37 protein-coding genes and 1 rRNA gene (1 of these 38 cut by a window edge) are annotated in these 24451 nt (G+C 47.3%); 2 read left to right on the plus strand and 36 right to left on the minus strand.

What is annotated here, in order from left to right:
- The 3 genes from MKY82_RS30535 to MKY82_RS30545 form a co-directional block, all read right to left on the minus strand.
- A 16S ribosomal RNA gene (locus MKY82_RS30535) occupies nucleotides 1–517 on the minus strand; it reaches 1039 nt to the left of the window's first position.
- Between the two features lie 367 nt (nucleotides 518–884).
- Nucleotides 885–1115, minus strand: coding sequence for a hypothetical protein (locus MKY82_RS30540; RefSeq protein ID WP_009592811.1), 231 nt, complete (start codon nucleotides 1113–1115; stop codon nucleotides 885–887).
- A 211-nt stretch (nucleotides 1116–1326) separates the two neighbouring features.
- Nucleotides 1327–1935 carry a stage II sporulation protein M gene (locus MKY82_RS30545; protein ID WP_194544692.1) on the minus strand — a complete coding sequence of 203 codons (609 nt, stop codon included), beginning with the start codon at nucleotides 1933–1935 and terminating at the stop codon, nucleotides 1327–1329.
- A gap of 94 nt (nucleotides 1936–2029) precedes the next feature.
- On the opposite strand from MKY82_RS30545, the gene pdaB reads away from it, so the two are divergent.
- On the plus strand, nucleotides 2030–2833 hold the full coding sequence (pdaB, locus tag MKY82_RS30550; protein WP_071221000.1) for a polysaccharide deacetylase family sporulation protein PdaB: 804 nt from the start codon (nucleotides 2030–2032) through the stop codon (nucleotides 2831–2833).
- 69 nt (nucleotides 2834–2902) lie between these two features.
- Here the strand turns inward: pdaB and MKY82_RS30555 are convergent, their stop codons facing one another.
- The gene (locus tag MKY82_RS30555) at nucleotides 2903–3496 is read right to left on the minus strand and encodes a KinB-signaling pathway activation protein (protein WP_076326206.1); all 594 of its coding nucleotides are present in this window, start codon (nucleotides 3494–3496) and stop codon (nucleotides 2903–2905) included.
- A 238-nt stretch (nucleotides 3497–3734) separates the two neighbouring features.
- Between MKY82_RS30555 and gerD the strand changes: the two genes are divergently transcribed.
- A complete protein-coding gene (gene gerD / locus MKY82_RS30560) occupies nucleotides 3735–4445 on the plus strand; it encodes a spore germination lipoprotein GerD (RefSeq protein ID WP_194544693.1) in 711 nt (236 codons plus the stop codon).
- An 81-nt stretch (nucleotides 4446–4526) separates the two neighbouring features.
- Here gerD and MKY82_RS30565 read toward each other — a convergent pair whose 3' ends face one another.
- The 32 genes from MKY82_RS30565 to rplP form a co-directional block, all read right to left on the minus strand.
- Nucleotides 4527–5621: an Mrp/NBP35 family ATP-binding protein gene (locus MKY82_RS30565; RefSeq protein WP_194544694.1), complete on the minus strand. Its 1095-nt coding sequence runs from the start codon at nucleotides 5619–5621 to the stop codon at nucleotides 4527–4529.
- A gap of 63 nt (nucleotides 5622–5684) precedes the next feature.
- Nucleotides 5685–6458, minus strand: a complete 774-nt coding sequence (gene cwlD, locus MKY82_RS30570; protein WP_194544695.1) for an N-acetylmuramoyl-L-alanine amidase CwlD — start codon at nucleotides 6456–6458, stop codon at nucleotides 5685–5687.
- A gap of 70 nt (nucleotides 6459–6528) precedes the next feature.
- Nucleotides 6529–7698: a sulfate adenylyltransferase gene (sat, locus tag MKY82_RS30575; protein ID WP_339294960.1), complete on the minus strand. Its 1170-nt coding sequence runs from the start codon at nucleotides 7696–7698 to the stop codon at nucleotides 6529–6531.
- Between the two features lie 57 nt (nucleotides 7699–7755).
- Complete coding sequence (locus MKY82_RS30580) at nucleotides 7756–8448, minus strand: phosphoadenylyl-sulfate reductase (RefSeq protein ID WP_339294961.1); 693 nt, start codon at nucleotides 8446–8448, stop codon at nucleotides 7756–7758.
- Between the two features lie 189 nt (nucleotides 8449–8637).
- The gene (locus MKY82_RS30585) at nucleotides 8638–10287 is read right to left on the minus strand and encodes an MDR family MFS transporter (protein ID WP_220683768.1); all 1650 of its coding nucleotides are present in this window, start codon (nucleotides 10285–10287) and stop codon (nucleotides 8638–8640) included.
- Nucleotides 10288–10296: 9 nt separating this feature from the next.
- Nucleotides 10297–10749 (minus strand): MarR family transcriptional regulator, encoded by a 453-nt coding sequence (locus MKY82_RS30590; RefSeq protein WP_071221008.1) that lies wholly within the window; start codon nucleotides 10747–10749, stop codon nucleotides 10297–10299.
- Between the two features lie 321 nt (nucleotides 10750–11070).
- Entirely contained in the window at nucleotides 11071–11463 is a 393-nt protein-coding gene (rpsI, locus tag MKY82_RS30595; protein ID WP_006212891.1) for a 30S ribosomal protein S9, read from the minus strand.
- Between the two features lie 20 nt (nucleotides 11464–11483).
- On the minus strand, nucleotides 11484–11921 hold the full coding sequence (rplM, locus tag MKY82_RS30600) for a 50S ribosomal protein L13 (RefSeq protein WP_071221009.1): 438 nt from the start codon (nucleotides 11919–11921) through the stop codon (nucleotides 11484–11486).
- Between the two features lie 308 nt (nucleotides 11922–12229).
- Nucleotides 12230–13012 carry a tRNA pseudouridine(38-40) synthase TruA gene (gene truA / locus MKY82_RS30605; protein WP_194544699.1) on the minus strand — a complete coding sequence of 261 codons (783 nt, stop codon included), beginning with the start codon at nucleotides 13010–13012 and terminating at the stop codon, nucleotides 12230–12232.
- A 312-nt stretch (nucleotides 13013–13324) separates the two neighbouring features.
- Nucleotides 13325–13690: a 50S ribosomal protein L17 gene (rplQ, locus tag MKY82_RS30610; protein ID WP_194544700.1), complete on the minus strand. Its 366-nt coding sequence runs from the start codon at nucleotides 13688–13690 to the stop codon at nucleotides 13325–13327.
- Between the two features lie 39 nt (nucleotides 13691–13729).
- Nucleotides 13730–14674 (minus strand): DNA-directed RNA polymerase subunit alpha, encoded by a 945-nt coding sequence (locus MKY82_RS30615; RefSeq protein WP_071221012.1) that lies wholly within the window; start codon nucleotides 14672–14674, stop codon nucleotides 13730–13732.
- Between the two features lie 134 nt (nucleotides 14675–14808).
- Nucleotides 14809–15204 (minus strand): 30S ribosomal protein S11, encoded by a 396-nt coding sequence (rpsK, locus tag MKY82_RS30620; RefSeq protein WP_009589209.1) that lies wholly within the window; start codon nucleotides 15202–15204, stop codon nucleotides 14809–14811.
- A 19-nt stretch (nucleotides 15205–15223) separates the two neighbouring features.
- Entirely contained in the window at nucleotides 15224–15592 is a 369-nt protein-coding gene (gene rpsM / locus MKY82_RS30625) for a 30S ribosomal protein S13 (RefSeq protein WP_006212897.1), read from the minus strand.
- Between the two features lie 20 nt (nucleotides 15593–15612).
- Nucleotides 15613–15726, minus strand: coding sequence for a 50S ribosomal protein L36 (gene rpmJ / locus MKY82_RS30630; RefSeq protein ID WP_003333770.1), 114 nt, complete (start codon nucleotides 15724–15726; stop codon nucleotides 15613–15615).
- A gap of 131 nt (nucleotides 15727–15857) precedes the next feature.
- On the minus strand, nucleotides 15858–16073 hold the full coding sequence (infA, locus tag MKY82_RS30635; RefSeq protein ID WP_006212898.1) for a translation initiation factor IF-1: 216 nt from the start codon (nucleotides 16071–16073) through the stop codon (nucleotides 15858–15860).
- A gap of 2 nt (nucleotides 16074–16075) precedes the next feature.
- Nucleotides 16076–16381: a KOW domain-containing RNA-binding protein gene (locus MKY82_RS30640; protein ID WP_194544701.1), complete on the minus strand. Its 306-nt coding sequence runs from the start codon at nucleotides 16379–16381 to the stop codon at nucleotides 16076–16078.
- A 9-nt stretch (nucleotides 16382–16390) separates the two neighbouring features.
- On the minus strand, nucleotides 16391–17143 hold the full coding sequence (gene map, locus MKY82_RS30645; RefSeq protein ID WP_006212900.1) for a type I methionyl aminopeptidase: 753 nt from the start codon (nucleotides 17141–17143) through the stop codon (nucleotides 16391–16393).
- A gap of 5 nt (nucleotides 17144–17148) precedes the next feature.
- Nucleotides 17149–17793: an adenylate kinase gene (locus MKY82_RS30650; protein ID WP_194544702.1), complete on the minus strand. Its 645-nt coding sequence runs from the start codon at nucleotides 17791–17793 to the stop codon at nucleotides 17149–17151.
- 89 nt (nucleotides 17794–17882) lie between these two features.
- Complete coding sequence (secY, locus tag MKY82_RS30655) at nucleotides 17883–19181, minus strand: preprotein translocase subunit SecY (RefSeq protein WP_194544703.1); 1299 nt, start codon at nucleotides 19179–19181, stop codon at nucleotides 17883–17885.
- The gene (gene rplO, locus MKY82_RS30660; RefSeq protein WP_006212903.1) at nucleotides 19181–19621 is read right to left on the minus strand and encodes a 50S ribosomal protein L15; all 441 of its coding nucleotides are present in this window, start codon (nucleotides 19619–19621) and stop codon (nucleotides 19181–19183) included. The genes secY and rplO overlap by 1 nt, the downstream gene beginning before the upstream one ends.
- 46 nt (nucleotides 19622–19667) lie before the next feature.
- On the minus strand, nucleotides 19668–19853 hold the full coding sequence (gene rpmD, locus MKY82_RS30665) for a 50S ribosomal protein L30 (RefSeq protein WP_006212904.1): 186 nt from the start codon (nucleotides 19851–19853) through the stop codon (nucleotides 19668–19670).
- 12 nt (nucleotides 19854–19865) lie between these two features.
- Nucleotides 19866–20363, minus strand: a complete 498-nt coding sequence (gene rpsE / locus MKY82_RS30670; protein ID WP_009589212.1) for a 30S ribosomal protein S5 — start codon at nucleotides 20361–20363, stop codon at nucleotides 19866–19868.
- A 26-nt stretch (nucleotides 20364–20389) separates the two neighbouring features.
- A complete protein-coding gene (gene rplR / locus MKY82_RS30675) occupies nucleotides 20390–20758 on the minus strand; it encodes a 50S ribosomal protein L18 (RefSeq protein WP_071221017.1) in 369 nt (122 codons plus the stop codon).
- Nucleotides 20759–20869: 111 nt separating this feature from the next.
- Nucleotides 20870–21412 carry a 50S ribosomal protein L6 gene (gene rplF, locus MKY82_RS30680; protein WP_071221018.1) on the minus strand — a complete coding sequence of 181 codons (543 nt, stop codon included), beginning with the start codon at nucleotides 21410–21412 and terminating at the stop codon, nucleotides 20870–20872.
- A 29-nt stretch (nucleotides 21413–21441) separates the two neighbouring features.
- Entirely contained in the window at nucleotides 21442–21840 is a 399-nt protein-coding gene (gene rpsH, locus MKY82_RS30685; RefSeq protein WP_006212908.1) for a 30S ribosomal protein S8, read from the minus strand.
- Nucleotides 21841–21873: 33 nt separating this feature from the next.
- The gene (locus tag MKY82_RS30690; RefSeq protein WP_074961883.1) at nucleotides 21874–22059 is read right to left on the minus strand and encodes a type Z 30S ribosomal protein S14; all 186 of its coding nucleotides are present in this window, start codon (nucleotides 22057–22059) and stop codon (nucleotides 21874–21876) included.
- A gap of 46 nt (nucleotides 22060–22105) precedes the next feature.
- Nucleotides 22106–22648: a 50S ribosomal protein L5 gene (rplE, locus tag MKY82_RS30695; RefSeq protein WP_007132558.1), complete on the minus strand. Its 543-nt coding sequence runs from the start codon at nucleotides 22646–22648 to the stop codon at nucleotides 22106–22108.
- A gap of 28 nt (nucleotides 22649–22676) precedes the next feature.
- Entirely contained in the window at nucleotides 22677–23033 is a 357-nt protein-coding gene (gene rplX, locus MKY82_RS30700) for a 50S ribosomal protein L24 (protein WP_006212910.1), read from the minus strand.
- 77 nt (nucleotides 23034–23110) lie between these two features.
- Nucleotides 23111–23479 (minus strand): 50S ribosomal protein L14, encoded by a 369-nt coding sequence (gene rplN / locus MKY82_RS30705; protein ID WP_006212911.1) that lies wholly within the window; start codon nucleotides 23477–23479, stop codon nucleotides 23111–23113.
- 36 nt (nucleotides 23480–23515) lie between these two features.
- The gene (gene rpsQ / locus MKY82_RS30710; RefSeq protein WP_009589223.1) at nucleotides 23516–23782 is read right to left on the minus strand and encodes a 30S ribosomal protein S17; all 267 of its coding nucleotides are present in this window, start codon (nucleotides 23780–23782) and stop codon (nucleotides 23516–23518) included.
- Nucleotides 23783–23827: 45 nt separating this feature from the next.
- A complete protein-coding gene (rpmC, locus tag MKY82_RS30715; RefSeq protein WP_007132561.1) occupies nucleotides 23828–24025 on the minus strand; it encodes a 50S ribosomal protein L29 in 198 nt (65 codons plus the stop codon).
- On the minus strand, nucleotides 24015–24449 hold the full coding sequence (gene rplP / locus MKY82_RS30720; protein ID WP_009589221.1) for a 50S ribosomal protein L16: 435 nt from the start codon (nucleotides 24447–24449) through the stop codon (nucleotides 24015–24017). The genes rpmC and rplP overlap by 11 nt, the downstream gene beginning before the upstream one ends.
- Nucleotides 24450–24451 lie beyond the last annotated feature (2 nt).

Genomic DNA, 24451 nt, shown 5'->3' on the forward strand with positions numbered 1-24451 from the left:
GCCGGGGCTTTCTTCTCAAGTACCGTCACTCTCCTAGCAGTTACTCTAGAAGACGTTCTTCCTTGGCAACAGAGCTTTACGATCCGAAAACCTTCATCACTCACGCGGCGTTGCTCCGTCAGGCTTTCGCCCATTGCGGAAGATTCCCTACTGCTGCCTCCCGTAGGAGTCTGGGCCGTGTCTCAGTCCCAGTGTGGCCGTTCACCCTCTCAGGTCGGCTACGCATCGTCGCCTTGGTGGGCCGTTACCCCACCAACTAGCTAATGCGCCGCAGGCCCATCCCCAAGTGACAGATTGCTCCGTCTTTCATTATTCCACAATGCTGTGAAATAAATTATCCGGTATTAGCTACCGTTTCCGGTAGTTATCCCAGTCTTGAGGGCAGGTTGCCTACGTGTTACTCACCCGTCCGCCGCTAACCATCAGGAGTGCAAGCACTCCATCAAGTCCGCTCGACTTGCATGTATTAGGCACGCCGCCAGCGTTCGTCCTGAGCCAGGATCAAACTCTCCAATAAGGATCGGAAGGAATCTCATACCCGAAGGTGATGAGGTGTTCCATCCTATGTTTGACTTGCTCATTTCTTAACTGACGAGAATTTGTTCAATTCTCTATTTCAACGTCCCACCAAAGTGGTTCGTTTTACTCACTCGTTGTTCAGTTTTCAAAGATCAATCTGTGTTTCTTGTTTGTCATCCGCATCTCAGCGGCGACTTTTATAATATATCATACTTCCTATCAACTTTGCAAGTACTTTTTTTAAAAAGTTTTTTGAAGTTGGTTTTGAAGTTTGATGGCCGCCGGTTGGCGGCATCACCTTTGAAAAGGAAGCGAAAATTAATTTACCATATACTTAGCCGGTTAGTCAACACTTTTTTGTAAAATTAATGTTTGATTTGCGGAAACTTCCCGTTACGTGCATATTTGGAGAGTTCCTTCTGCGGTGCAAACCGGGCATACATGCGGAACACCGTTTTATATCGGTTAGCAATAGCCTGCCTGATGTTTTGGTCCAATCGTTGGTCGCTCAAATCCAGCAGCATCTCATCCAGTTCTTTTCGCAGTACATAATCAAGCTCTTTGCACTCTTTTTCATTGAATAGCATTCCCAGCATGATAGGACCTCCTTGTATAGTTAAGTGAACATGTAACGTCACTTCAATCGGATTAAAGCTGCTCTTGCCTATGTATTGGTGATTAACCGTATTGGCGGGATCTCTAAACCGAATGAATGCTGTCTGCACATTATGATGAACGTCCTGTCCACGCAGCTCTCTCTTTACTCTGCTAAGCTGCTTTATTAGGTATGCACAATTTCAGGGAAAATTATGACATCAGCCACAACGTAATTGTACTTTCGATCACTGCCGCAATGAGCAGCAGCACGACAACCCATAAGGATGCAGTACCCAGCTTGCGCCAAAACCCGCGCCACTCCGCGCCTATCCCGCTTCTGCGCTCCCCTGTTGCCACAATACTTCTCAATACCAGCCCGCCAAAAGCCAGGCCATACCCGCAGGCAATCACAATGACCGGTATCTCAATGATCCCATGTGGCAGCAGCCCTTTCACAATCAGATCAAACAGACTCTCTCCGCTCTCCCCCACAACCTTCAGCAAGAAACCTATCACCATGCCATTAATGACCAGGAAGAAGAACGGTATTACGCCGAGCAGCAAGCCTGAGAACATGACCAGCACGCTCTTAATGCTGTTGTTAAGAAAGATAAAGACAAAGAAATTCCATTCGGGATGATCGGAGGAACCGAGCTGCTGGCTAATCTCCCCTAATCCTTGAAGCTGACCTAGAAGGAATTGCTCGAACCCCTCTGAACTTGCTCCCGCCACGATTCCGGCGATAAATAAGACCGCTGCCAAGAGCAATGCCTTCCGGATCGATCTTAAATCTCTGAGAAAAATGCTAAAACGTAACATTCGCTACCTCCTAAATTGGTATAACTCGCAAGTACGAGCATATGTTGAAAGTAAACAAGCTATTGCACACTGAAGGGAGAGGGGCGCACGTATTATGAATTCTTTTTATGTATTCAACGGCAGAAAGATTAAGCGGTTTTTCTTCGTCCTTGCCGCGGCGATCTTTGCAATCGGCGTTATTTATGTGGAGAGTGACAACATCTCGGTCTTCTCCGAGAACAACCCGTCAGCGATTTACAGCGTGTCTACGGATAAGAAACAGATCGCTTTAACGTTTGACATCAGCTGGGGCGAAAAACGCGCAGAGCCTATTTTACAGGCCTTAAAAGACAATGGAGTTCAAAAAGCAACCTTCTTCCTGTCTGCGCCATGGAGCAAAACACATCCCGATATCGTGAATGCCATTAAGGAAAGCGGATATGAAATCGGGAGCCACGGCTTCAAGCACGATAATTACAGCACGCTCACCGATGAGGAAATACGCAAGCAGATTTCTTCGGCACATACTATTTTAACCGCAATGACCGGACAAGAACCCAAATTAATACGAATGCCTAACGGGGATTTTGACAAAAGAGTGCTCGGCATAGCCCAGAGCCTTAACTACACGGTGATCCAGTGGGATACCGACTCCAGGGACTGGAAGAATATCGGCGTCGACAAAATTGTGGACCGCGTCGTCTCCAAAGCACATCCGGGAGACATCGTGCTGATGCATGCCAGCGACTCCGTGAAGCAAACACATGAAGCTCTCCCTCTCATCATCAAGGAACTGCGTAATAAAGGCTACGAGTTCGTTACGGTAACAGATCTGCTTCAACAGGGCAGCGCCCAAGGCACCGAGGTTCGTGATCACGCTTCATTGCAGAAGAGCATCGAGGATGCAGGCGGACTTTAAACGCTCGAGAGGAACCCTGTAATTGAATCCTGTAATTGAATAATGTTTAACAAAAAAAGAGCTAAGGTGTTAGCTCTTTTTTTCGTCTTGTGTAACTTTATGAAGCGTCAGAATTTGGTATGCATTACAGATTAGCAATGGTACCACCATAAAGATCGTGGCGTTGCTGACTCCAATTTGCAGTACACCGATAATCTCCACAATGGAAATCGCCATCATGAAGAAGAGGGTCGGAATCCATGCATTAGCATTCGTGCTCTTCACTTTGAGATAAGCAACAACAACGGCAATAACCAAAATGGAAATACCTAAAATCAAATCCTGCTGCAGGCTAGTGGATCCGCCGACAAAGGTACGGAAGAACATTAGCTCCAGCAATGCTAGAACAGCCAACACAATCTGAATGTACTGCCAAGTCTTTCGGCGGAATATGCCTATCCCCATATAATTTAAAGTCAGGTACGCAAAAAAGCCCATCTGGGAGTATACGCTCACCAGTGCCCCGGAGCCCAACAAAATCAGCGGGTATATCAATAAATCGGCCATTCCCGTAAATTCGATCGCGCCATTAAACAACTGCAGGATCAAACCTACAATTAATGCCGCCACTGCCCCGACGAGCAGCGTTTTCAAAAACAATTTAGACCACTTTCGTAAGCTCAACTAACTTCCACCCCCACAGATCATTATTTTACCAACGTTCACAATAAAAAACCATTCTGAATCCGACATATTTCTGCAAATCCATCACATACTATGCGAAGAACCGTAAGAAAAACATCGATCGAGCGTACTTCACCAGAGGACCTACCTATAATGCTGCGGATGTTTTTCTTGCGATTATCGAATTTGTTCGGCTTCGCTTATAAATTCAAAGATCTTAAAAAGGAGGACAACGGTAATGAAGTGGCCGTTATTTCGTTTATGTATTATCGTCTTCGTTGCTGCCGTGGTGCTTACCGCTTGTGGTGCAGAACAAAGCTCGTCCCCGCAGCTCGGATATAAAGAAATCAAGTCCATGGTGGTCGACATTCTGAAAACCGACGAAGGTAAAAAAGCGGTAGAGGAAGCGCTGGGCGGTGGATCTGGCGGTTCCTCCGGAAGCGGCGGATCCATGGGGATGCGGATGATGTCCGCCCAGTCCGGGGATCAAATTCGCATGGCCGTTAAGGATACACTGGTATCGGAGGAATATAAGAAGGAAATTGAGAAGATTATGACCGATCCGCAATTCGCGGGTGATTTTGCCAAAGCCATCAATTCCGAGAGCAAGCAGCTGCATATGCAGCTCATCAAAGACCCAACCTATCAAAAAGCGATTCAAGATATGTTAAAATCTCCGGACGTGATGAAATCGTTTCTTGAACTGACCAATACCCCGGATTATCGCAAACAGTCCATGACCGTGATGCAGGAAGCTATGCAGAACCCGCTGTTCCGCATGGAGGTGCTGGAACTGCTTAAAACGGTTGTAAAAGACGAACTTCAGCCTAAAGTGGAGAAGAAAAAAGAAGGACAAGGACAAGAAGAGCAAGGCGGCGGCGGTGGTGAAGGTGGCGGTGAAGGCGGCGGTGAAGGAGAAGAAGGCGGCGGTGAAGGCGGCGGCAGTTAAGCAGCACTTCCCCATCTCTCCCATAAACATTAACAGGCTCCCTAACTAGGGAGCCTGTTTCATTATATGCTTATTGACCATCTAGATGGATTCCTCAAGCTTGCCTGCAATCCTTGCGGCGATTTCATCGTAGATCCCTGCGCTCTCGGTACCTGCCTTATACACCGACGGGGAGAAGTCCGGCTCTGAAGGGTGGTTATCCGGCGCTCCCAACGGAAGCTGCGCGAGCAGCTCGGTATGAAGCGTTTCTGCAAGCTTCCCTCCGCCTCCACGACCAAATACATAATCCTTCTCCCCGCCATGGGAGCAGACATAATAAGACATGTTCTCGACGACGCCTAAGATTTCATGATCGGTCTGCAGGGCCATGGCACCCGCTCTGGCAGCTACAAACGCCGCCGTAGCATGCGGGGTGGTTACGATGATCTCTTTGCTCTGCGGAATCATCTGATGCACGTCCAGCGCCACGTCCCCTGTCCCTGGCGGCAGGTCCAGCAGCATGTAGTCCAAATCCCCCCAAGCGACATCCGTGAAAAATTGACGCAGCATTTTGCCAAGCATCGGTCCGCGCCAAATCACCGGACTATTCTCGCGGATGAAGAAGCCCATGGACATCACCTTGACACCAAAACGCTCAACCGGATGGATGACACCCTCCTCGGTTACGGACGGCCCCTCTTCAATGCCCATCATATCCGGTACGCTGAAGCCATAAATATCGGCATCAATCAAGCCTACCTTCTTGCCTTGCCGAGCCAAAGCTGCAGCTAAATTCACCGTAACGGTGGATTTACCCACGCCGCCTTTGCCGCTTGCAATCGCAATGAAATGAACGCCGGATTGCTCGCTAAGAAGCATATTCTGCTCCATGCCGGCGGCATGTCCTTTTGTCAGCTTCTCGCGATCGTTATCTTCCTCCCGGGCTGCTCCGCTAACGGCATTGTCCAGAGGGCGCATGCGGATATGTATATCCTCTGCCCCCATAGCTTCAAGAATTTCTCTGATCTGCGCCTCCAAGGAAGCGCGTACATCTTCACTGCTGTAAGTCACGGATAATCGGACCGTGCGTTCCTTCACAACAATATCTCGAATACGCTGGAGCTCCATTAAGCTCTTCCCGGTTTCGGGATCGCGTAAAGGCTGGAGTATCTCCTGTACCGTTTCTCTAGTCAGCATATAAGCACCTCTGCTCTATGTAATGGAATAGACAATGTTTCGATATTCCTGTCCATTATACCATTACTCTGCAGCTTGTGACGACTCGCTGGCGGACTCTCCGGACGTATATCGCAAAATGCCATTATACACAGAGGCTGCGACCTTTCTCTGGTATTTCTCATCACGCAGCAATTCGGATTCCTCCGGATGGGACAAGAAACCGACCTCTACCAAGGCAGAAGGCATGCGCAGGGCTTGAAGCAAAAATATCTTATCATCCGTTTTGGCCAAACGCTGCGTATTCTCCAGGTTATGCCGTATTTCTGCCTGAATCAATTCAGCGAGTTTTTGACTTTCCCCGTTATTTGGAGGGAAAAAGGTCTGCGCCCCTCTCCACCGATTGGACGGAATGCTGTTCAGATGCATGCTGATAAACAGATCCGCCTTACTCTCCTCGATCATCCGAACGCGTTGCTTGAGGTCTTCCGTTTTACGCTTGGAATACCCCTTTGTGCTTTCTGCAGCCAGGTCATAGTCTCCTTCTCTTGTCATAATGACGAGTGCGCCTGCCTGCTGTAAATAATCACGCAAATACAAGGTGATGGCCAGGTTTACATCCTTCTCGATGACGCCTTGTCGGCTTACCGCCCCGCCATCTGGCCCGCCATGTCCTGCATCAAGGGCAATGACTTTGCCGGCAAGCGGCAAACTCCAGGTATTCGACGTTTTGGCAGAGGGGATTTCGTATGTTACAACGACAATGAGCAGTGCCAGCAGCGCAGCTCCAATCAGGGTTTGCTTGACTCTCTTTAGCGATATCCATACCGTAACCTTGTCCGATCTCCGCCTGGACATAACAAAACCACCTCGTCCCATGAGTTGTTCTACTCCATCATATGGGACAAGGTGGCTATTTATGCCTTGGTTAGACCGTAATCTGCTCTTTCATGCCTTCGATTAACACTTGCGCGACTTCAGGGCGCGTAAATTCCGGTGGCGGGCACTGTCCTTCGCGAAGCAAGCCACGAACCTTCGTTCCCGACAAGGTCAGATGAGCCTCCTTAGGATGAGGGCATGTTTTGCTTGAAGCCATGTTTCCGCAAGTGGTGCAGAAGAAGCTGTGCTCAAAGAACAGCGGGGTAATACCCAACTCTTCTGCAGTGAAATTCTTGAAAATTTCCTGAGCCTCATACGTGCCGTAATAGTCACCGACTCCTGCGTGATCCCGGCCAACGATAAAATGGGTACAGCCATAGTTTTTACGGACCATTGCATGGAATATAGCTTCTCTAGGCCCCGCATAACGCATGGCAGCCGGAAATACGCCCAGGAAGGTGCGATCCGCTGGATAGTAGTTCTCCAGCAAGGTCAGATAGCTCTTCATTCGCACATTGGCAGGAACGTCATCCGATTTGGTCTCTCCTACAAGCGGATTGAGGAATAGTGCGTCTACGATTTCCATGGCACTCTTCTGAATGTATTCATGTGCACGGTGAACCGGATTACGTGTCTGAAAGCCTACAACTGTATTCCAGCCCTTCGCTTTGAACTGTTCCCGGGTCTCTGCCGGATCAAAATAAAACTCGCCAAACCGTTCCGGCTGCGGACGATTCAGCACTTGGATCGGCCCGCCTACATAGATTGAAGGACGTTCGAAAAGTTTCTTCACGCCGGGATGCTCCGGATCATCCGTCTTAAATACTTGAACAGCCTCAGCTTGCTGATCCACCTGATAGACGCTCTCTACATCGATAACGCCGTAGACGACCCCATCTTCTTCGCCTACAAGGGCCGCCTTCTCGCCGACGGCAAGTTTAGCCGCTGTATCCTCATCAACAGCCAGGGTAACCGGTATGCTCCAGACCGTACCGTCCGCTAAACGCATAGAGGAAACCACAGACTTGTAATCCTGCTCGTTCAAAAATCCTTGCAGTGGCGAAAATGCCCCGACCCCGATCAAATCCAGATCCGAGATGCTCCAAGCGTTTACGGGGATCTTATGAAGAGTGTCGACCTGTTTCAATAAATCTTCACGCTCTGCTCCTTGGGCTACCCGCTGTACCAGCGTACCGCCATGAGGGAGTATGGCTGTCATGAATAATTCCTCCTTCTTATGCTGTAACTGTACGATCCTAAGTACATCATGATTCGTTTATTTATGAAGTCCGCATTCCGTCTTCTCATGACCTGACCAGCGTCCAGCACGTGGGTCTTCTCCTGGCATGACCTGTCGTGTGCAATATTCGCAGCCAATGCTCGGATAATTCTGATCATGCAGCGGGTTGTAGATGATCTCATTAGTTCGGATATAGTTCCACACATCCTCGCTAGTCCATGCCGCGATCGGATTGAACTTCACCAAACCGAACTTGGTATCATATTCAATCTTCTTCGAATTCGCCCGGGTAGGGGCTTGATCTCTTCGTATCCCTGTAATCCAAGCCTCATACTGAGACAGAATCCGGGTCAATGGCTCTACCTTTCGGATGTTGCAGCACTCATTCGGGCTGACGCTCCATAATGATTCACCATACTGTGCCGCTTGCTCTTCCGGCGTAATGAGCGGAGAGACCCGCACGAATTCCAGGCCATAACGTTCGGCCATACGATCCCGCGTTTCGTACGTTTCCTTGAAGTGAAAATCGGTATCCAGATAAAAAATATCCGTCGACGGGCTAATCTTTTGAATCATGTCCACCAATACCACATCTTCTGCTCCAAAGCTGCAAGCAAACGTTATATTGGGAAATGTCTTGATCGCATATGCGATGACTTCCTCAGCCGATGCATGCTCAAGCTCTTCTGCTTGCACTCGAATCAAATCCTCTTTCTCCAGCAAATTCATGATTGGATGCCTCCCCCGATATTAATCCCGATAATCCTACTGAAATAATATGAATTAAATACAGTATAAAACATTCCTAATAAATGTCAACATCAAATCGTTACCATGATAAACGAAAAAACCCTTCCTGCATAAGCAGAAAGGGTCTTCTTTCTCTTCGATTTCCAAACATTTTGACAAATACCAATCTTAGTCTGTTGTTGCCACCGATACCTCTTTAGCTCTAGTACCAGCACTGGCACTCTTCCCTTCCGAGTCGTCGGATTTGGGAGCGGATGCCTGATTCGTCGTTCGCAGCGGAATCTCCTTTAAGAAGAACACAAGCAGCAGCGCGACTACGAGGACTAACGTACCTGTGAGGAACACCATGGACAATGTATCTCCAAGTGCATCGCGGATACTGTCGATCATTTGCGCGAACAAAGGCTGTACATCGGCAGGAAGACTTGCCTGCGTTTGTTCGATCAGCGGTTTATTCATCAGTGTCTGCGGATTAGCGAAGGACAACATCTGCTGTGCCAGCTGTGGATCCACCGTGCTAAAATCCGGTGCATTCGTCGACTGAAGTGCTTCCTTCAAATTCTTCGTCAGATTATTCGACATAACCGTTCCCATAACCGCGATCCCGATTGTGCCGCCGAGATTACGGAACAACTGGGATGATGCCGTTGCTACACCGAGTTCATTGTGGGGTACCGCATTCTGCGTAGCCAGCGAGAATACCGGCATACCCAAACCAAGACCGATACCAAAAATAATGGTACTAACTACCGTAAGCCAAATGTTGTCCATGAACACCATAATGCCCATACCGACCATCATAATGGGAACTCCAAGAAGTGCGTACCGTTTGTACTTACCGCTTTTAGCGATGAGTTGACCTGCTATAGCACTCGTACCCATCATGAAAATCGACATCGGGATGGTTACATAACCGGCATAGGTTGGTGAGATGCCAAGCACACCTTGAACATAGAAGGAAATATAAATCATGGCACCCATCAGACCAAAGTTCATAAAAAATCCAATCAGATTAGAAACCGTAACGACACTATTTTTGAACAAACTAAGTGGCAATACCGGCTCCTTCGCCTTCATCTCTACCAAGATAAAGATAAAAGCCGATACGACTGAAGCTGCGATGAGACCAATAATCTGCGGTGATCCCCAAGCATATTCCGTACCAGCCCAAGAAAAGGCCAGCAGTAAAGGAACGATGGACGTTGTAAGGAATAAGGAACCCAAATAGTCAATGGACTGGCCAGGCTTGCGTTCAACCTTCGGAAACAACGTCCAAATCATGATAAAGGCTACTACACCCAGCGGCAGGAAGATCCAGAATAACCAACGCCATTCGATGTTATCGACCAGATATCCGCCAAGTGTAGGGCCAAGTACACTGGAAAAACCGAATACCGCGGTCATCAGACCCATCCATTTGCCACGTTCGCGCGGTGGAAATAAGTCCCCGACCGACATAAATGCGGTTGATTGAATAATACCGGCACCTATACCTTGAATACCGCGATAAATAATGAATTGATACACGTCTGTTGATGTACCCGTCAGGAAAGCCCCTAACATAAAAAATAATATACCTATCAAAATAAACGGCTTACGCCCGAACATGTCGGACAGCTTACCTACCAATATCGTTGCGATCGTTGATGTTAACAAATAAATATTGATGGTCCATGTATAATAATCCATGCCATCAAGAATGGCGATAATCCGCGGCATTGCGGTGCTCGTTATCGTCTGGTTAATGGCTGCGAAGAACATCGCAGCCATGATCGCAATCATAATTGAAACTTTACGTTTAAGCGTTAAATGCTCCATGCTCCACCTCTACCCGTTGTTGTGATTGTCTTTATCTATGTTTGACAGCATCAAGGAGAAGATTCTTCTCAAATGCTGAATGTCTTCCTCAGAGAGAAAATTGAAAAACCCCTGAATCATTTCCTTCTGATCCTTCTTCACTTTCCTAATTACATCTAGACCCGGTTCCAAGAGTGTGATGTTGACAACTCTCCGGTCATCCTCTGCACGCTCTTTTTGCAAGTATCCTTCCGCAACCAATTTATCCGTTAGACCGGTTATAGCCGGCGGTGTTAAAGACAAAGCTTCGGCAAGCTCCGATACCTTCAGTGGCCCTCGCAGCTTTAATACATACAGCACCTGAAATTGTGGAAAGCTTAAGTTGTACTTCCCGGCGCTCGACTTGTTCCATTCCTGATGAATGTTCTTCAGCAGTGCCCGGAACATCGACGACACCTTGAAAATCTCTTCATTGCGATCCAACCATATCCCCCCCTTCTCTGGTCCGAAAATTACTTATTTAATTAATGATTAAATATTAATTATTTAAGTACTTAATTAATTCGCAATTAATAATATATCTCTATTTACATATCAAGTCAAGTGATTAACGATGTAAGATCATCCCTATCTACATCCATCTATTCGCAGGTTGTGCACATCATGTGAACAACCGGTTCTAGATTTGGCCAACGAAATCGGAGTGAATTGTCCATCCTGTGAATATCTTTGTGGACAACCGCTTTCTCTAAACATAAAAAAGCCCTTGACCATAATGGCCAAGGGCTTGGTAAGTCGCAAATATTAACGTTTGGAGAACTGAGGCGCGCGACGAGCTGCTTTAAGACCGTATTTCTTACGCTCTTTCATACGAGGGTCGCGAGTCAGGAATCCAGCTCTTTTCAGAGAAGGACGGAATTCTGGATCTGCTTTCAGAAGAGCACGGGAGATACCGTGACGGATTGCTCCAGCTTGACCGGAGATGCCGCCACCGTGAGCGATGACAAGCACGTCATATTTGCCCAGTGTTTCTGTCAGATTCAAAGGTTGTTTAACGATCAGCTTGAGTGTTTCCAAACCGAAGTATTCATTAATATCACGTTTATTGATGACAATGCGTCCTTCACCCGGTACGAGGCGTACACGTGCTACCGAGTGTTTACGACGACCTGTCCCATAGTATTGTACTTGTGCCATGAAACTGTCCTCCTTTATAATTAACCGCGAAGTTCGTAAGCTTCTGGTTTTTGTGCTTCATGTGGATGTGCAGTGCCTGCATATGCTTTCAGTCTCAGCTTCATTTTCTCGCCCATGCGAGTTTTAGGAAGCATGCCGTGAACCGCGCTTTCGATTACACGCTCTGGGTATTTCGCAATCAGGTCTTGAGCTGTAGTTACTTTCAATCCACCTGGATGCAGGGAGTGACGATAGTATTTTTTGTTCTCCATCTTTTTGCCAGTGAGGTGGATTTTCTCGGCGTTGATAACAACCACGAAATCCCCTGTGTCAACATGTGGAGTGAATTGAGGCTTATGTTTGCCGCGGATCAGAGCCGCAACTTCACTTGCCAAACGGCCAAGCGTCTTGCCTTCGGCATCAACGATGTACCATTTGCGCTCAACTTCATTTGGCTTCGCCATATAGGTGGTACGCATGTATAGTTCCTCCTTGTATTCGTCCGAAAATCATCATTAATTTTCATTATTTATCTTCATTCATGTTTAAAGCATTGTCATGGTGTTGCAGTCTTGCATTCGGCATTTTCTTAACCGGGGCTGTGGGAGAGCCGTTAAGAAAACACAACTTATATAATACAGGATTACGCCCACTTCCGCAAGTGTTTTTTGGTTTTCCACCTTACACCATGCGTGTAATTCAAACAAGTGGCCCATCACATCCAGAAGTGATTTCTTCTTCTTTATGTGATCGCCTTATCCGTGGTCTGATATCGACGGGCATTGGGTTAGTCCTTTCCGGCGATATCATACTCCACTTCCCATAACATCAGGCCCTTGCCCATGGCTGTCGGGCCGGCTGCTGCCCGGTTTTTGGCTTCCAATATGACCAACATGTCATCCGGATGGCGCTTGCCTTCTCCTACCTCAATCAACGTCCCCATAATGATCCGAACCATATGCTGCAGAAACCCGTTCCCGGATACGTACGTATGAATGACTCCTTGATCTCTCGTGCCGGGACGGCACATAGACGTATCCTTCTCGATCCAGGCATCAAAAATAGTACGAACGTGAGACGGCTTCGTTGACTTCCGTGACGCAAACGTTGTATAGTCATGCGTTCCGATCAGATGAGAAAGTCCCTGCTCCATGGCTGCGATATCCAGTTTCCCATGATGATGGATCTGGTACCGCCGATTGAATAGATCCGGATATTGGTTAGCATTGATGGTAAAACGATAGGTTTTGCGTTTCGCTGCGTGCCGGGAATGGAATTCCATGGGTACCTCCATCGCATCCGAAACCACGATATCTTCCGGCAGCCAGGTGTTTAATGCCATACACCAACGCTCAACGGGAATTGGAGAAGCTGTGTAGAAATTGAATACTTGGGCACGAGCATGCACCCCAGCATCTGTCCGGCCTGAAGCCGTAATCTTGAGCTGTTCACCAGACAAACGGCGGATCGCTTCCTCCAAATAGTCCTGAATCGTGTGGCCACCGGGCTGGGTCTGAAAGCCGTTATAATCGGTACCATCGTAACTGACCTTCATCAGAAGATTACGCATTGCTGACCTCCTGAGTATAGCGGAAGTTTCTTTCGCTTATAGAATGTCATCAGCTTCGCTGATAACTTATACATTCTACATCCATCAAAAAAAGAGCCCCATAGGAGCTCCTTTTCATCATGTTAAGCCGAACCCTTCGAGTCAGCCACATGACTAGAAGGTCCCCGTTATTGTTGCCCATGGAGTAGTCGAGACGAGTCGAACCAGATGATCGACTATATCTCGCACCACTTCCCGTTCATGGCTCCAAGAATAAACATCTACAGAGCCGGGCATACATAACTACAGTCACTTCAATGGAACAAAGCTATATTACGCGCGATCTACCAGTTCCAAGTAAACCATTGGAGCTGCGTCACCACGACGAGGTCCCAGTTTCAGGATACGAGTGTATCCGCCTGGACGCTCTACGTAGCGAGGAGCGATTTCGGAGAACAATTTTTGGATTGCATCTTGTTCACCGTCTACTGTTTCACGACGCACGAATGCAGCTACTTGACGACGAGCGTGAAGATCACCTTTTTTTGCTTTTGTGATCAACTTCTCAGCGATCGAACGAACTTCTTTCGCTTTGGCTTCAGTCGTTTGAATGCGCTCATATAAGAAAAGGTCGGTTACCAGGTCACGGAACAACGCTTTACGCGCACTGGAATCGCGGCCCAACTTTTGGTATGCCATGTGTTTTTCCCTCCTTTGCTAAGCTAAGCCGAATCTATGCTATTCTTCCGTACGAAGTCCCAGGCCCAACTCCTCAAGCTTCTCTTGTACTTCCTCCAAGGATTTGCGTCCGAGGTTCCGGACTTTCATCATATCCTCTTCGGTTTTCGTGGTCAGCTCTTGTACCGTATTAATACCGGCACGTTTCAAGCAGTTGTAGGAACGAACGGAAAGATCCAGCTCTTCGATCGTCATTTCAAGCACTTTTTCTTTCTTGTCTTCTTCTTTCTCAACCATGATCTCAGCATCCTTCGCTTCGTCGGTCAGACCTACGAAGAGGAACAGATGCTCAGTCAAGATTTTCGCGCCGAGACTAACAGCTTCTTCCGGGCGGATGCTGCCATCCGTCCAAATTTCAAGCGTCAGTTTATCGTAGTTGGTTACTTGACCAACACGCGTATTTTCCACACCGTAGTTAACACGGCTAATCGGAGTATAGATCGAATCGACGGGAATGACGCCGATAGGCTGGTCATCGCGTTTGTTCCGATCCGCCTGGACATAGCCACGACCGCGACTGGCAAAAATACGCATATGAAGTCTTGCACCAGGGCCGAGCGTTGCAATATGAAGATCTGGGTTCAGAATCTCCACATCACTATCCGCACGGATGTCACCAGCAGTAACAACCCCTTCACCCTCCGCATCAATCTCGAACACTTTCTCTTCATCGGAATGAATTTTCAGAGACAAAGCTTTCAGGTTCAGGATGACCTCGGTCACGTCTTCCATGACACCCGGAATCGTGGAAAATTCATGCAGCACGCCATCGATTTGAATCGATGTGACTGCAGCTCCCGGTAGTGAGGATAACAAGATGCGGCGAAGCGAGTTCCCCAGCGTCGTGCCATACCCTCTCTCCAGAGGCTCAACTACGAATTTCCCATAGGTTCCATCTTCATTGACATCAACGGTCTCAATTTTCGGCTTTTCGATTTCAATCACGCAAGTACCCCTCCTTCAAACGTCGCTCCTATATGAAACTGTCATCTTATCCAGTAATCCATGTAGTAGTATGCCTAAACAACCATTATTAGCAGATTGCAACGGATTTATACCACATTAACAGGATGACTTCATTATACGCGACGACGTTTTGGTGGGCGGCATCCGTTATGTGGAATTGGTGTAACGTCTTTGATCAGGTTGACTTCGAGACCTGCTGCTTGCAGAGAACGAATTGCTGCTTCACGACCAGCACCAGGACCTTTAACCATTACTTCCACCGCTTTCATACCGTGTTCCATAGCCGCTTTGGCAGCTGTTTCAGCAGCCATTTGCGCAGCGAACGGGGTCGACTTACGGGAACCTTTAAATCCAAGGCCGCCGGAGCTTGCCCAAGAAATCGCGTTTCCGTGAGGATCCGTAATCGTTACGATTGTATTGTTGAATGTGGAGCGGATATGAGCCACGCCACTTTCAATATTTTTGCGGTCACGACGTTTAGTACGTACGACTTTTTTTGGTTTAGCCATTGTCTATTATCCCCCTTTCTTATTTCTTCTTGTTCGCTACGGTACGACGAGGACCTTTACGTGTACGAGCATTCGTTTTAGTACGTTGACCACGAACAGGCAATCCACGACGGTGACGAATACCGCGGTAGCAGCCGATCTCCGTGAGACGTTTAATATTTAAGGAAATTTCACGACGCAGGTCACCTTCTACCTTAACCATACCATCGATCGTTTCGCGCAATTTGCTGACTTCATCTTCTGTCAAATCACGGACACGAGTGTCTGCATTGATTCCAGTTTCTTTCAGTACTTTCTGGGAAGTCGTTTTACCGATTCCGAAAATGTAAGTCAAGGCGATCTCAACGCGTTTGTCACGTGGCAAATCCACACCAGCTATACGAGCCATTTTACGCTACACCCCCTTCTTTAACCTTGTTTTTGTTTGTGTTTCGGATTTTCACAGATAACCATTACGTTCCCTTTGCGGCGAATGACTTTGCATTTTTCGCAAATAGGCTTTACAGAAGGTCTTACCTTCATGCTAATTACCTCCTCCAAGTTTTACGTTGTAAAACCAGCTTCGAAACTAAAGTAGTTTGTTACCGCTGCTGAGTTTTACGTCAGTAAAACCGCTTCGCAGCTTTCCTTAATTCCCCAGGGGAACCTTGAATCTATTTACGGTACGTGATACGACCTTTGGTTAAATCATACGGCGAGAGTTGAACAACCACTTTGTCTCCTGTAAGGATACGGATAAAGTGCATCCGCAGCTTTCCGGAAACATGAGCGAGAATTTGATGACCATTCTCCAGCTCGACTTTAAAGGTAGCATTCGGCAACGGCTCAATGACCGTTCCTTCGACTTCAATGACATCTTCTTTAGCCACAGTTAGTCTCCTTTCTGATCTGCCTTGGATTTATCGGATACAAACCGGTCCAGTGCGAAACGCAGTTTACCGTTTGTAACCCGACCGCTTTCTTGCAAACTGTTTACCACTTCACTGCTAATGTAGGATTGAGGTTCAAGATGAAGAACATTCTTCTTCTTGGCCCCGTCAAACTTGCGTTTGTCCCCATCCGCGATCCACACGAACCTGCTGTCCTCAATCGAAACGATAACGGCATACTGTCCGGCATCTCTGCCTTTTAGTATCTTAACAATCTGACCGGGCTGAAGCGTGATTTCATTATTCATGTTATCACCCTATTCCGGCAGCTTCGTTAAAATTTCCATGCCATCCGGCGTGACTGCTACCGTATGCTCGAAGTGAGCACATAGTGAGCCGTCTACCGTTACAACCGTCCAGTTGTCTTCCAGCGTCTTGACGTTCCGCTTACCCGCATTGACCATCGGCTCAATCGCGAGCACCATGCCCGGTTTGAGTCTTGGTCCGCGGTCAGGGATGCCATAGTTCGGAATTTGCGGATCCTCATGCAGATCGGTACCCACACCATGACCAACGTATTCCCGGACGACAGAGAAACCTGCATCCTCGATATGACGCTGTATGGCATGAGAGATTGTAAACAAGCGGACATCGGGTTTGATTAGCGCAAGTCCAGCATAGAGCGATCCTTCCGTTACGTCCAGCAGACGCTGGGCCTCTTCGGAAATCTCTCCTACAGCGTAGGTCCATGCCGAGTCACCATGGTAACCCTGGTACTGTGCACCGATATCAAACGTAACGATATCGCCCTCGATTAATTTGCGTTTGCCTGGAAATCCATGCACCAATTCTTCGTTGACTGATGCGCAAATGCTGGAAGGAAATCCGTTGTAGCCTTTAAAAGATGGCACAGCGCCTTGGCTTCGAATGAACTTGTCGGCCATAAGGTCAAGTTCCCCGGTCGTAATGCCCGGTTCTACATGAGCGGCAAGGAGTTTGTGGCATTCCGCCACGATCCTTCCTGCTTCTCTCATCAAGCTCAGTTCCGTTTCGGATTTACAAATGATCATTATACTTAACCTCTCAGTATAGACGCAATTTGTGTTGAAACCGCGTCGATTTCCTGATCACCATCGATTTGACGCAAAAGACCTTTGTTCTCATAAAACGTGAGGAGTGGTGCTGTTTTGTTGATATATTCGTCTAAACGAATGCCGACGCTCTCTTCGTTATCATCGGAGCGCTGGTACAATTCGCCGCCGCATTTATCACAAATGCCTTCCTGTTTAGGAGGATTAAAGATCACATGATAAGTCGAACCACAGTTTTTGCAAATCCGGCGGCCGGTAAGGCGAGCCAGAAGCTTTTCCCGATCAACTTTCAGGTTGATGACGTGATCGAGACCAGTATTCAAGCGGGCGAGAATGTCATCCAGCGCTTCCGCTTGCGAAAGGGTTCTTGGAAAACCGTCCAATAAAAAACCTTTTTCGCAATCGGACTGCTGCAGACGCTCTTCCACAATACCAATCGTTACGTCATCCGGTACCAGCAGACCCTGATCCATGAATTCCTTCGCTTTAATCCCGATGGGAGTTCCTTGTTTGATCGCGAGACGAAATGCATCGCCCGTTGAAATATGAGGAATACCGAATTCATTCACGATGTTTTCTGCTTGCGTCCCTTTTCCTGCCCCAGGAGGACCCATGAATAAGATGTTCACCTTACGTCACTCCCTCCCCTTGATTGACTAGCAAGAACAACACAATAGGCGCCGGGAAGCGATACAGACCACTCGCCGGAACCTATCGCCTATTTATTGATAAAACCTTTGTAATGACGTTTGATCAGTTGGCTTTCGATCTGCTTCATCGTATCCAGTGCAACACCGACCACGATCAAGAGGGACGTACCACCAATCTGAACCGTACGCGGAAGACCTGCAAGTGATCCAAAGAACACCGGAAGTACGGAGATCACGGCCAGGAACAGAGCTCCTGTCATGGTCAGACGGGTCATAACCCGGGTCAGATACTTCTCGGTAGCTTTACCAGGACGAATGCCCGGTACATAGCCGCCGTTCTTCTTCATATTATCAGCCATTTGGTTCGGATTCATCTGCACGAAAGTGTAGAAGAACGTGAAACCAATGATCATGAGTACATACAGTACCATTCCAAGCGGGCTGTCATAAGCCAGATTCGCCGTAACCCATTTCGCCCAATTCTGGTGTCCCCAGAAGCTAGCGAGGATAACCGGGAACTGCAGCAGTGACATCGCAAAGATTACCGGAATAACGCCTGCTCCGTTAATCTTGAGTGGAATGTGTGTATTCTGTCCGCCGTACATTTTGTTTCCTACAACACGCTTCGCGTATTGAACCGGAATTTTACGGATACCTTGCTGAATGAATACAACACCGGTAATGATCAGAACCAAAATCAGTAGGATGATGACACCCTTCAGAATGTTCATGAACACTTGACCATCCTGAATGAAGTTCGATTCGATCGTAGTCCGAATGTGCATCGGGATACCAGCAGCGATACCTGCAAAGATAATGATCGAAATACCGTTACCGATTCCGCGTTCCGTAATCTGTTCGCCGAGCCACATCAGGAATGATGTACCTGCGGTAAGCACGATCGCAATAACAACAAAATCGATAAACGTTGCTCCAGGAACCATATCCATGCCATACATACGGTTAAACCCGATGGACATTGCGAATGCCTGGATCAAACCCAATATTACCGTACCATAACGAGTAATTTGAGCCAACTGTTTCTTCCCGTGTTCCCCTTGTTTGTTCCATTCCGCAAACTTTGGAATGACGTCCATCGACAACAACTGTACGATAATGGACGCAGTAATATATGGAAATATCGAAAGGGCGAAGATCGAAAACTGCGATAGTGCGCCCCCCGAGAACGTGTTAAGAAGACCGAACAACTCATTGCCTGCCTGATTCGTCTGGGTAAAAACATCTTTGTTAACACCGGGAACCGGAACAAAGGATCCAATACGGAAGATGATCAGAACGAATAAGGTGAACAAAATACGCTTGCGAAGGTCATCCACACGCCATATATTTTTCAGGGTCTTAAACATTAGATCACCTCGGTTTTACCGCCGGCAGCCTCGATCTTCTCTACCGCAGATTGAGAAAACTTATTAGCTTTTACAGTCAAAGAAACGGTAACTTCACCGTTGCCAAGAATTTTGATTCCGCTCTTTGTATTGTTAACAATACCGCTCTCAACCAAAACTTCTGGAGTCACTTCAGTACCTGCTGCAAAGCTGTTAAGTTCTTCGATGTTCACAATCGCGTACTCTTTCCGAGTTGGGTTTACGAAACCGCGCTTCGGAAGACGACGATACAATGGGTTCTGTCCACCTTCGAAGCCTGGACGTACACCACCGCCGGAACGAGAGTTTTGTCCTTTGTGACCGCGACCCGACGTTTTACCCGTACCGCTACTAGTACCGCGTCCAACGCGCTTGCGCTCTTTGCGGGATCCAGGTGCTGGGCTCAGCTCATGTAACTTCATCGTTCGTTGCACCTCCTTAATATGTCCGGGAATAAACTGCCCGGGATTAACCTTCGATTTCTTTAACAGAAACCAGGTGATTTACTTTCTTAATCATTCCGCGAATTGCAGCATTGTCGCTTTGAACCACGGAATGGTTGATTTTGCGAAGTCCGAGTGTTTTCACGGTTGCACGCTGATCCTCTGGACGACCAATCACGCTGCGTACGAGGGTGATTTCAAGTTTAGCCATGAGATTCCCTCCTTAACCCAACAGCTCTTCGACGGATTTGCCGCGAAGCTTGGCAACATCTTCAACACGCTTCAGGCGGGACAACCCTTCCAAAGTCGCATTGACCATGTTCATGGAGTTCGAAGAACCTAGAGATTTTGTCAAAATGTCGCCTACGCCAGCCAGTTCAAGTACTGCACGAACCGGTCCGCCAGCGATAACCCCAGTACCTTCAGATGCCGGCTTCAACAATACTCGGCCTGCTCCGAAGTGACCTGTTACGAGGTGAGGAATAGTTGTTCCAACAAGTGGAATGTGAATCAGGTTTTTCTTAGCATCTTCAATACCTTTGCGGATTGCATCCGGTACTTCGCCTGCTTTACCGATACCTGCTCCTACCCAACCTTTGCCATCACCGACAACTACCAGTGCACTAAAGCTAAAGCGACGTCCGCCTTTTACAACTTTAGCAACGCGGTTAATGTTTACTACTCTTTCAGTCAGTTCTAAAGTGTTAGGATCTACACGCAAGTCGTTTACCTCCTTTTGAAAATATCTTAGAATTCAAGGCCTGCCTCGCGAGCTGCCTCTGCAAGTGCTTGAATACGTCCATGATACAAGTATCCACCACGATCGAATACGATCACTTTGTAACCTTTGTCTGCAGCACGTTTTGCAACGAGTTCGCCGACTTTACGAGCGGATTCAACGCTTCCGCCGTTCTTGATGTCGTTAGCCAGTTCTTTATCCAGCGTAGAAGCTGATGCCAAAGTCACGCCAGCCACGTCGTCGATCAATTGAGCATAGATGTGTTTCGAAGAACGGAACACGTTCAGACGTGGACGTTCTGCTGTGCCTTGGATTTTCTTGCGGACACGCAGGTGTCTTTTCAGACGAGCTTTGTTCTTGTCTTGTTTCGTGATCATGCTTCCATTTCCTCCCTTCAGTTTTGCCTTAAGAGCTTCACTTTTAGACGCATCGGGTAAGTATGGGAGAAGAAGTAAGTTATCCACCAGGTAAATCCCCGGTCAGCTAACTTATTTCTTCTTACCAGCTTTACCTTCTTTACGGATAATGCGTTCACCTTCGTATTTAATACCTTTACCTTTGTATGGCTCAGGCTCACGTACGGAACGAATCTTAGCAGCGTATGCACCTACGCGCTCTTTATCGATACCACGAACCGTGATTTTTGTGTTTGCCGGTACGTCGAACTCGATACCTGGCTCCGGTGTAATTTCAACTGGGTGGGAGTAACCCACGTTCAGAACGATTTTATCTCCGGATTTGCTTGCACGGTATCCGACACCTACCAACTCAAGGTTTTTCGAGAATCCTTCAGTTACACCGTTGACCATATTCGAGACAACGCTGCGGGTCGTGCCGTGAAGAGAGCGATGTGTTTTGTTGTCGGAAGGACGAACAACATTGATCTCGTTGTTTTCTACTGTAATTTGCATGTCTTTATGCAGTTCACGAGTCAAGGTACCTTTAGGTCCTTTAACAGTGATTACAGTGTTATCCAGTGTGACTTCCACACCGTTTGGAATAGCAATTGGTTTACGACCAATACGGGACATTCATTACACCTCCTATCTTGTGACGTTGATTACCATACGTAGCAGAGAACTTCTCCGCCAGCTTTGGATTGACGAGCTTCTTTGTCGGTCATAACTCCCTTAGACGTGGAGATGATCGCAATACCCAAACCACCAAGTACGCGAGGTACTTCGTTGCTCTTCGTGTAAACGCGAAGACCTGGTTTGCTGATTCTTTTCAGACCTGTGATTACACGTTCGTTGTTGGAACCATATTTCAGGAATACACGAATGATCCCTTGTTTATTGTCTTCCACAAACTCTGCATCACGGATGAAGCCTTCACGCTTCAAAATGTCAGCGATTTGTTTTTTAATCGTCGAAGCAGGCATTTCTACTGTTTCGTGGCGAACCGTGTTCGCGTTACGAATACGAGTTAGCATATCTGCAATTGGATCGGACATAGTCATGTAGGATAAACCTCCTTCCCGTTTATAAACTTCTTACCAGCTTGCTTTTTTCACGCCAGGAATCTGGCCTTTATAAGCTAATTCACGGAAACAAATTCTGCAAATTTTAAACTTCTGCAGTACCGAATGTGGGCGACCACAACGTTCACAACGGGTATATGCCCGTACTTTGTATTTCGGTGTACGTTGTTGTTTAACTTTCATCGAAGTTTTTGCCACTTAGCCTGACACCTCCTAAATAGTTTCGGAGAAAAGGACAACCGTCTTATTTCGCGAAAGGCATGCCCAGTTGAGCAAGCAGTTCACGGGATTCTTCGTCGGTTTTAGCAGTCGTTACGATAACGATGTCCATACCGCGAACTTTATCCACTTTGTCATACTCAATTTCAGGGAAAATGAGTTGCTCTTTCAGACCGAGCGTATAGTTACCGCGTCCGTCAAATGCTTTGGTGGACACGCCTTGAAAGTCACGTACACGTGGAAGTGTAACGTTGAACAGCTTGTCGAGGAAGTAGTACATACGCTCACCGCGCAGTGTTACCTTCACACCGATAGGCATGTTCTCACGCAGTTTGAATCCCGCGATGGATTTCTTCGCACGGGTGATAACCGGTTTTTGACCAGCAATCAGCTGCATGTCGTTCACAGCGGAATCAAGCACCTTCGAGTTAGCTACAGCGTCACCTACACCCATGTTGATGACAACCTTCTCGATTTTTGGTACCTGCATTACTGTCTTATAGCTAAACTTCTGCATCAGAGCAGGAGTTACTTCGTTCAAAAAACGTTCTTTCATTCTTGCTGCCATGATTCAAGGACCTCCTTTCTAAACCGTCTTATTTATCGATAACTTCTCCGGATCTTTTTGCTACGCGAACTTTTTTACCGTTGTCCAGTACTTTGTAACCGATACGGGTTACTTTTCCGCTCTTCGGATCAACGTGCATAACGTTCGATACATGGATCGGAGCTTCCTTCTCGATGATACCGCCTTGTGGGTTCATTTGGTTTGGCTTCTGGTGCTTCTTGATCATGTTCACACCTTCAACCAAAACACGATTTTCACGAGGGTACGCTGCGATGACACGGCCTTTTTTGCCTTTGTCTTTACCGCTGATGACGATAACTGTATCATCTTTTTTCACGTGCAGTTTGTTGCTATGGGATTCCAGAACTTTTTTCACTTTAGGCATTCGTTACACCTCCTATGACTAGCCAGTTCAACTATTTATCGGGTTCCCGAAAAGTTACGTCACTTTTCGGGGTGTTATTAGATTACTTCCGGAGCCAAGGAAACGATTTTCATGTAGTCTCTTTCGCGAAGTTCGCGAGCAACTGGTCCGAAAATACGAGTTCCGCGTGGGCTTCTGTCGTCCTTAACAACAACAGCTGCATTCTCGTCAAATGAGATGTAAGATCCGTCTTTACGACGTACAGAACGTTTCGTACGAACGACTACCGCTCTTACTACATCACCCTTTTTGACAACGCCGCCTGGTGTTGCTTGTTTGACGGAACATACGATCAAATCACCGATTTGAGCTGTACGACGACCAGTACCACCCAATACGCGGATACACATCAGTTCCTTCGCACCGGAGTTGTCAGCCACAGCTAAACGTGTAAATGGTTGAATCATTTAAATTTCCTCCTTCCATCAAAAACTGATCATATCTTAGATGATAACCGCTTTTTCAACCACTTCTACCAATCTCCAGCGCTTGTCTTTGGAGAGTGGACGAGTTTCCATGATTTTAACGGTATCTCCGATTTGAGCTTGATTGTTCTCATCATGCGCTTTAAATTTTTTCGTGTATTTAATGCGTTTGTGATACAAGTCATGCTTCTTATAAGTTTCAACAGCTACAACAATGGTTTTATCCATTTTATCGCTGACAACTTTACCAATTTGCACTTTACGAGCATTGCGTTCTTCGCTCATTTGTTAGCCTCCTTCCTGAATACAGAACGTCGAGTTTCTGCTTCATTAACTAATCCCAAGTTCTCTTTCACGGATAACGGTTTTAGCACGAGCTATTTCTTTGCGAACGTCACGGATCCGAGTCGGGTTGTCAAGCTGGCCTGTGGCCAATTGAAAACGGAGGTTAAAGAGTTCCTCTTTAAATCCGGCGATTTTTTGCTCGATTTCTGCAGTGGTTAAGTTGCGCAGTTCATTAGCTTTCATTTGCTTCACCACCCACTTCTTCTCGTTTCACAAACTTCGTTTTAACAGGCAGCTTGTGAGCGGCGAGACGCATCGCTTCGCGGGCGATTTCCTCGGACACGCCTCCAAGTTCAAACATGATCTTGCCTGGTTTTACAACGGCAACCCATTTCTCAACGTTACCTTTACCGCTACCCATCCGCACTTCGAGAGGCTTTTGAGTAATCGGCTTATCTGGGAAAATCTTAATCCATACTTTACCGCCACGACGAATGTAACGAGTCATCGCGATACGAGCAGCCTCGATCTGACGGTTCGTGATCCAGCCTGGTTCTGTTGCTTGCAGACCGAATTCGCCGAAGTTCAGTTCAGTACCGCCTTTAGCTTGACCTCTCATATGGCCGCGCTGTTGTTTGCGGTGTTTTACACGTTTTGGTACCAACATGA

The organism is Paenibacillus sp. FSL W7-1279 (assembly GCF_037969845.1).
Taxonomy (GTDB): Bacteria; Bacillota; Bacilli; order Paenibacillales; family Paenibacillaceae; genus Paenibacillus_AQ.

Excerpts from the sequence above, each read along its gene's own strand:
- MKY82_RS30540 (WP_009592811.1), bottom strand. The coding sequence starts at position 1,115 with ATGCTGGGAATGCTATTCAATGAAAAAGAGTGCAAAGAGCTTGATTAT.
- MKY82_RS30545 (WP_194544692.1), bottom strand. The coding sequence starts at position 1,935 with ATGTTACGTTTTAGCATTTTTCTCAGAGATTTAAGATCGATCCGGAAG.
- pdaB (WP_071221000.1), top strand. The coding sequence starts at position 2,030 with ATGAATTCTTTTTATGTATTCAACGGCAGAAAGATTAAGCGGTTTTTC.
- gerD (WP_194544693.1), top strand. The coding sequence starts at position 3,735 with ATGAAGTGGCCGTTATTTCGTTTATGTATTATCGTCTTCGTTGCTGCC.
- MKY82_RS30565 (WP_194544694.1), bottom strand. The coding sequence starts at position 5,621 with ATGCTGACTAGAGAAACGGTACAGGAGATACTCCAGCCTTTACGCGAT.
- cwlD (WP_194544695.1), bottom strand. The coding sequence starts at position 6,458 with ATGTCCAGGCGGAGATCGGACAAGGTTACGGTATGGATATCGCTAAAG.
- sat (WP_339294960.1), bottom strand. The coding sequence starts at position 7,698 with ATGACAGCCATACTCCCTCATGGCGGTACGCTGGTACAGCGGGTAGCC.
- MKY82_RS30580 (WP_339294961.1), bottom strand. The coding sequence starts at position 8,448 with ATGAATTTGCTGGAGAAAGAGGATTTGATTCGAGTGCAAGCAGAAGAG.
- MKY82_RS30585 (WP_220683768.1), bottom strand. The coding sequence starts at position 10,287 with ATGGAGCATTTAACGCTTAAACGTAAAGTTTCAATTATGATTGCGATC.
- rpsI (WP_006212891.1), bottom strand. The coding sequence starts at position 11,463 with ATGGCACAAGTACAATACTATGGGACAGGTCGTCGTAAACACTCGGTA.
- rplM (WP_071221009.1), bottom strand. The coding sequence starts at position 11,921 with ATGCGTACCACCTATATGGCGAAGCCAAATGAAGTTGAGCGCAAATGG.
- truA (WP_194544699.1), bottom strand. The coding sequence starts at position 13,012 with ATGCGTAATCTTCTGATGAAGGTCAGTTACGATGGTACCGATTATAAC.
- rplQ (WP_194544700.1), bottom strand. The coding sequence starts at position 13,690 with ATGGCATACCAAAAGTTGGGCCGCGATTCCAGTGCGCGTAAAGCGTTG.
- rpsK (WP_009589209.1), bottom strand. The coding sequence starts at position 15,204 with ATGGCTAAACCAAAAAAAGTCGTACGTACTAAACGTCGTGACCGCAAA.
- rpsM (WP_006212897.1), bottom strand. The coding sequence starts at position 15,592 with ATGGCTCGTATAGCTGGTGTGGATTTGCCACGTGACAAACGCGTTGAG.
- rpmJ (WP_003333770.1), bottom strand. The coding sequence starts at position 15,726 with ATGAAGGTAAGACCTTCTGTAAAGCCTATTTGCGAAAAATGCAAAGTC.
- MKY82_RS30640 (WP_194544701.1), bottom strand. The coding sequence starts at position 16,381 with ATGAATAATGAAATCACGCTTCAGCCCGGTCAGATTGTTAAGATACTA.
- map (WP_006212900.1), bottom strand. The coding sequence starts at position 17,143 with ATGATCATTTGTAAATCCGAAACGGAACTGAGCTTGATGAGAGAAGCA.
- secY (WP_194544703.1), bottom strand. The coding sequence starts at position 19,181 with ATGTTTAAGACCCTGAAAAATATATGGCGTGTGGATGACCTTCGCAAG.
- rplO (WP_006212903.1), bottom strand. The coding sequence starts at position 19,621 with ATGAAGTTACATGAGCTGAGCCCAGCACCTGGATCCCGCAAAGAGCGC.
- rpmD (WP_006212904.1), bottom strand. The coding sequence starts at position 19,853 with ATGGCTAAACTTGAAATCACCCTCGTACGCAGCGTGATTGGTCGTCCA.
- rplR (WP_071221017.1), bottom strand. The coding sequence starts at position 20,758 with ATGATCACGAAACAAGACAAGAACAAAGCTCGTCTGAAAAGACACCTG.
- rplF (WP_071221018.1), bottom strand. The coding sequence starts at position 21,412 with ATGTCCCGTATTGGTCGTAAACCAATTGCTATTCCAAACGGTGTGGAA.
- rpsH (WP_006212908.1), bottom strand. The coding sequence starts at position 21,840 with ATGACTATGTCCGATCCAATTGCAGATATGCTAACTCGTATTCGTAAC.
- rplE (WP_007132558.1), bottom strand. The coding sequence starts at position 22,648 with ATGGCAGCAAGAATGAAAGAACGTTTTTTGAACGAAGTAACTCCTGCT.
- rplX (WP_006212910.1), bottom strand. The coding sequence starts at position 23,033 with ATGCCTAAAGTGAAAAAAGTTCTGGAATCCCATAGCAACAAACTGCAC.
- rplN (WP_006212911.1), bottom strand. The coding sequence starts at position 23,479 with ATGATTCAACCATTTACACGTTTAGCTGTGGCTGACAACTCCGGTGCG.
- rpsQ (WP_009589223.1), bottom strand. The coding sequence starts at position 23,782 with ATGAGCGAAGAACGCAATGCTCGTAAAGTGCAAATTGGTAAAGTTGTC.
- rpmC (WP_007132561.1), bottom strand. The coding sequence starts at position 24,025 with ATGAAAGCTAATGAACTGCGCAACTTAACCACTGCAGAAATCGAGCAA.
- rplP (WP_009589221.1), bottom strand. The coding sequence starts at position 24,449 with ATGTTGGTACCAAAACGTGTAAAACACCGCAAACAACAGCGCGGCCAT.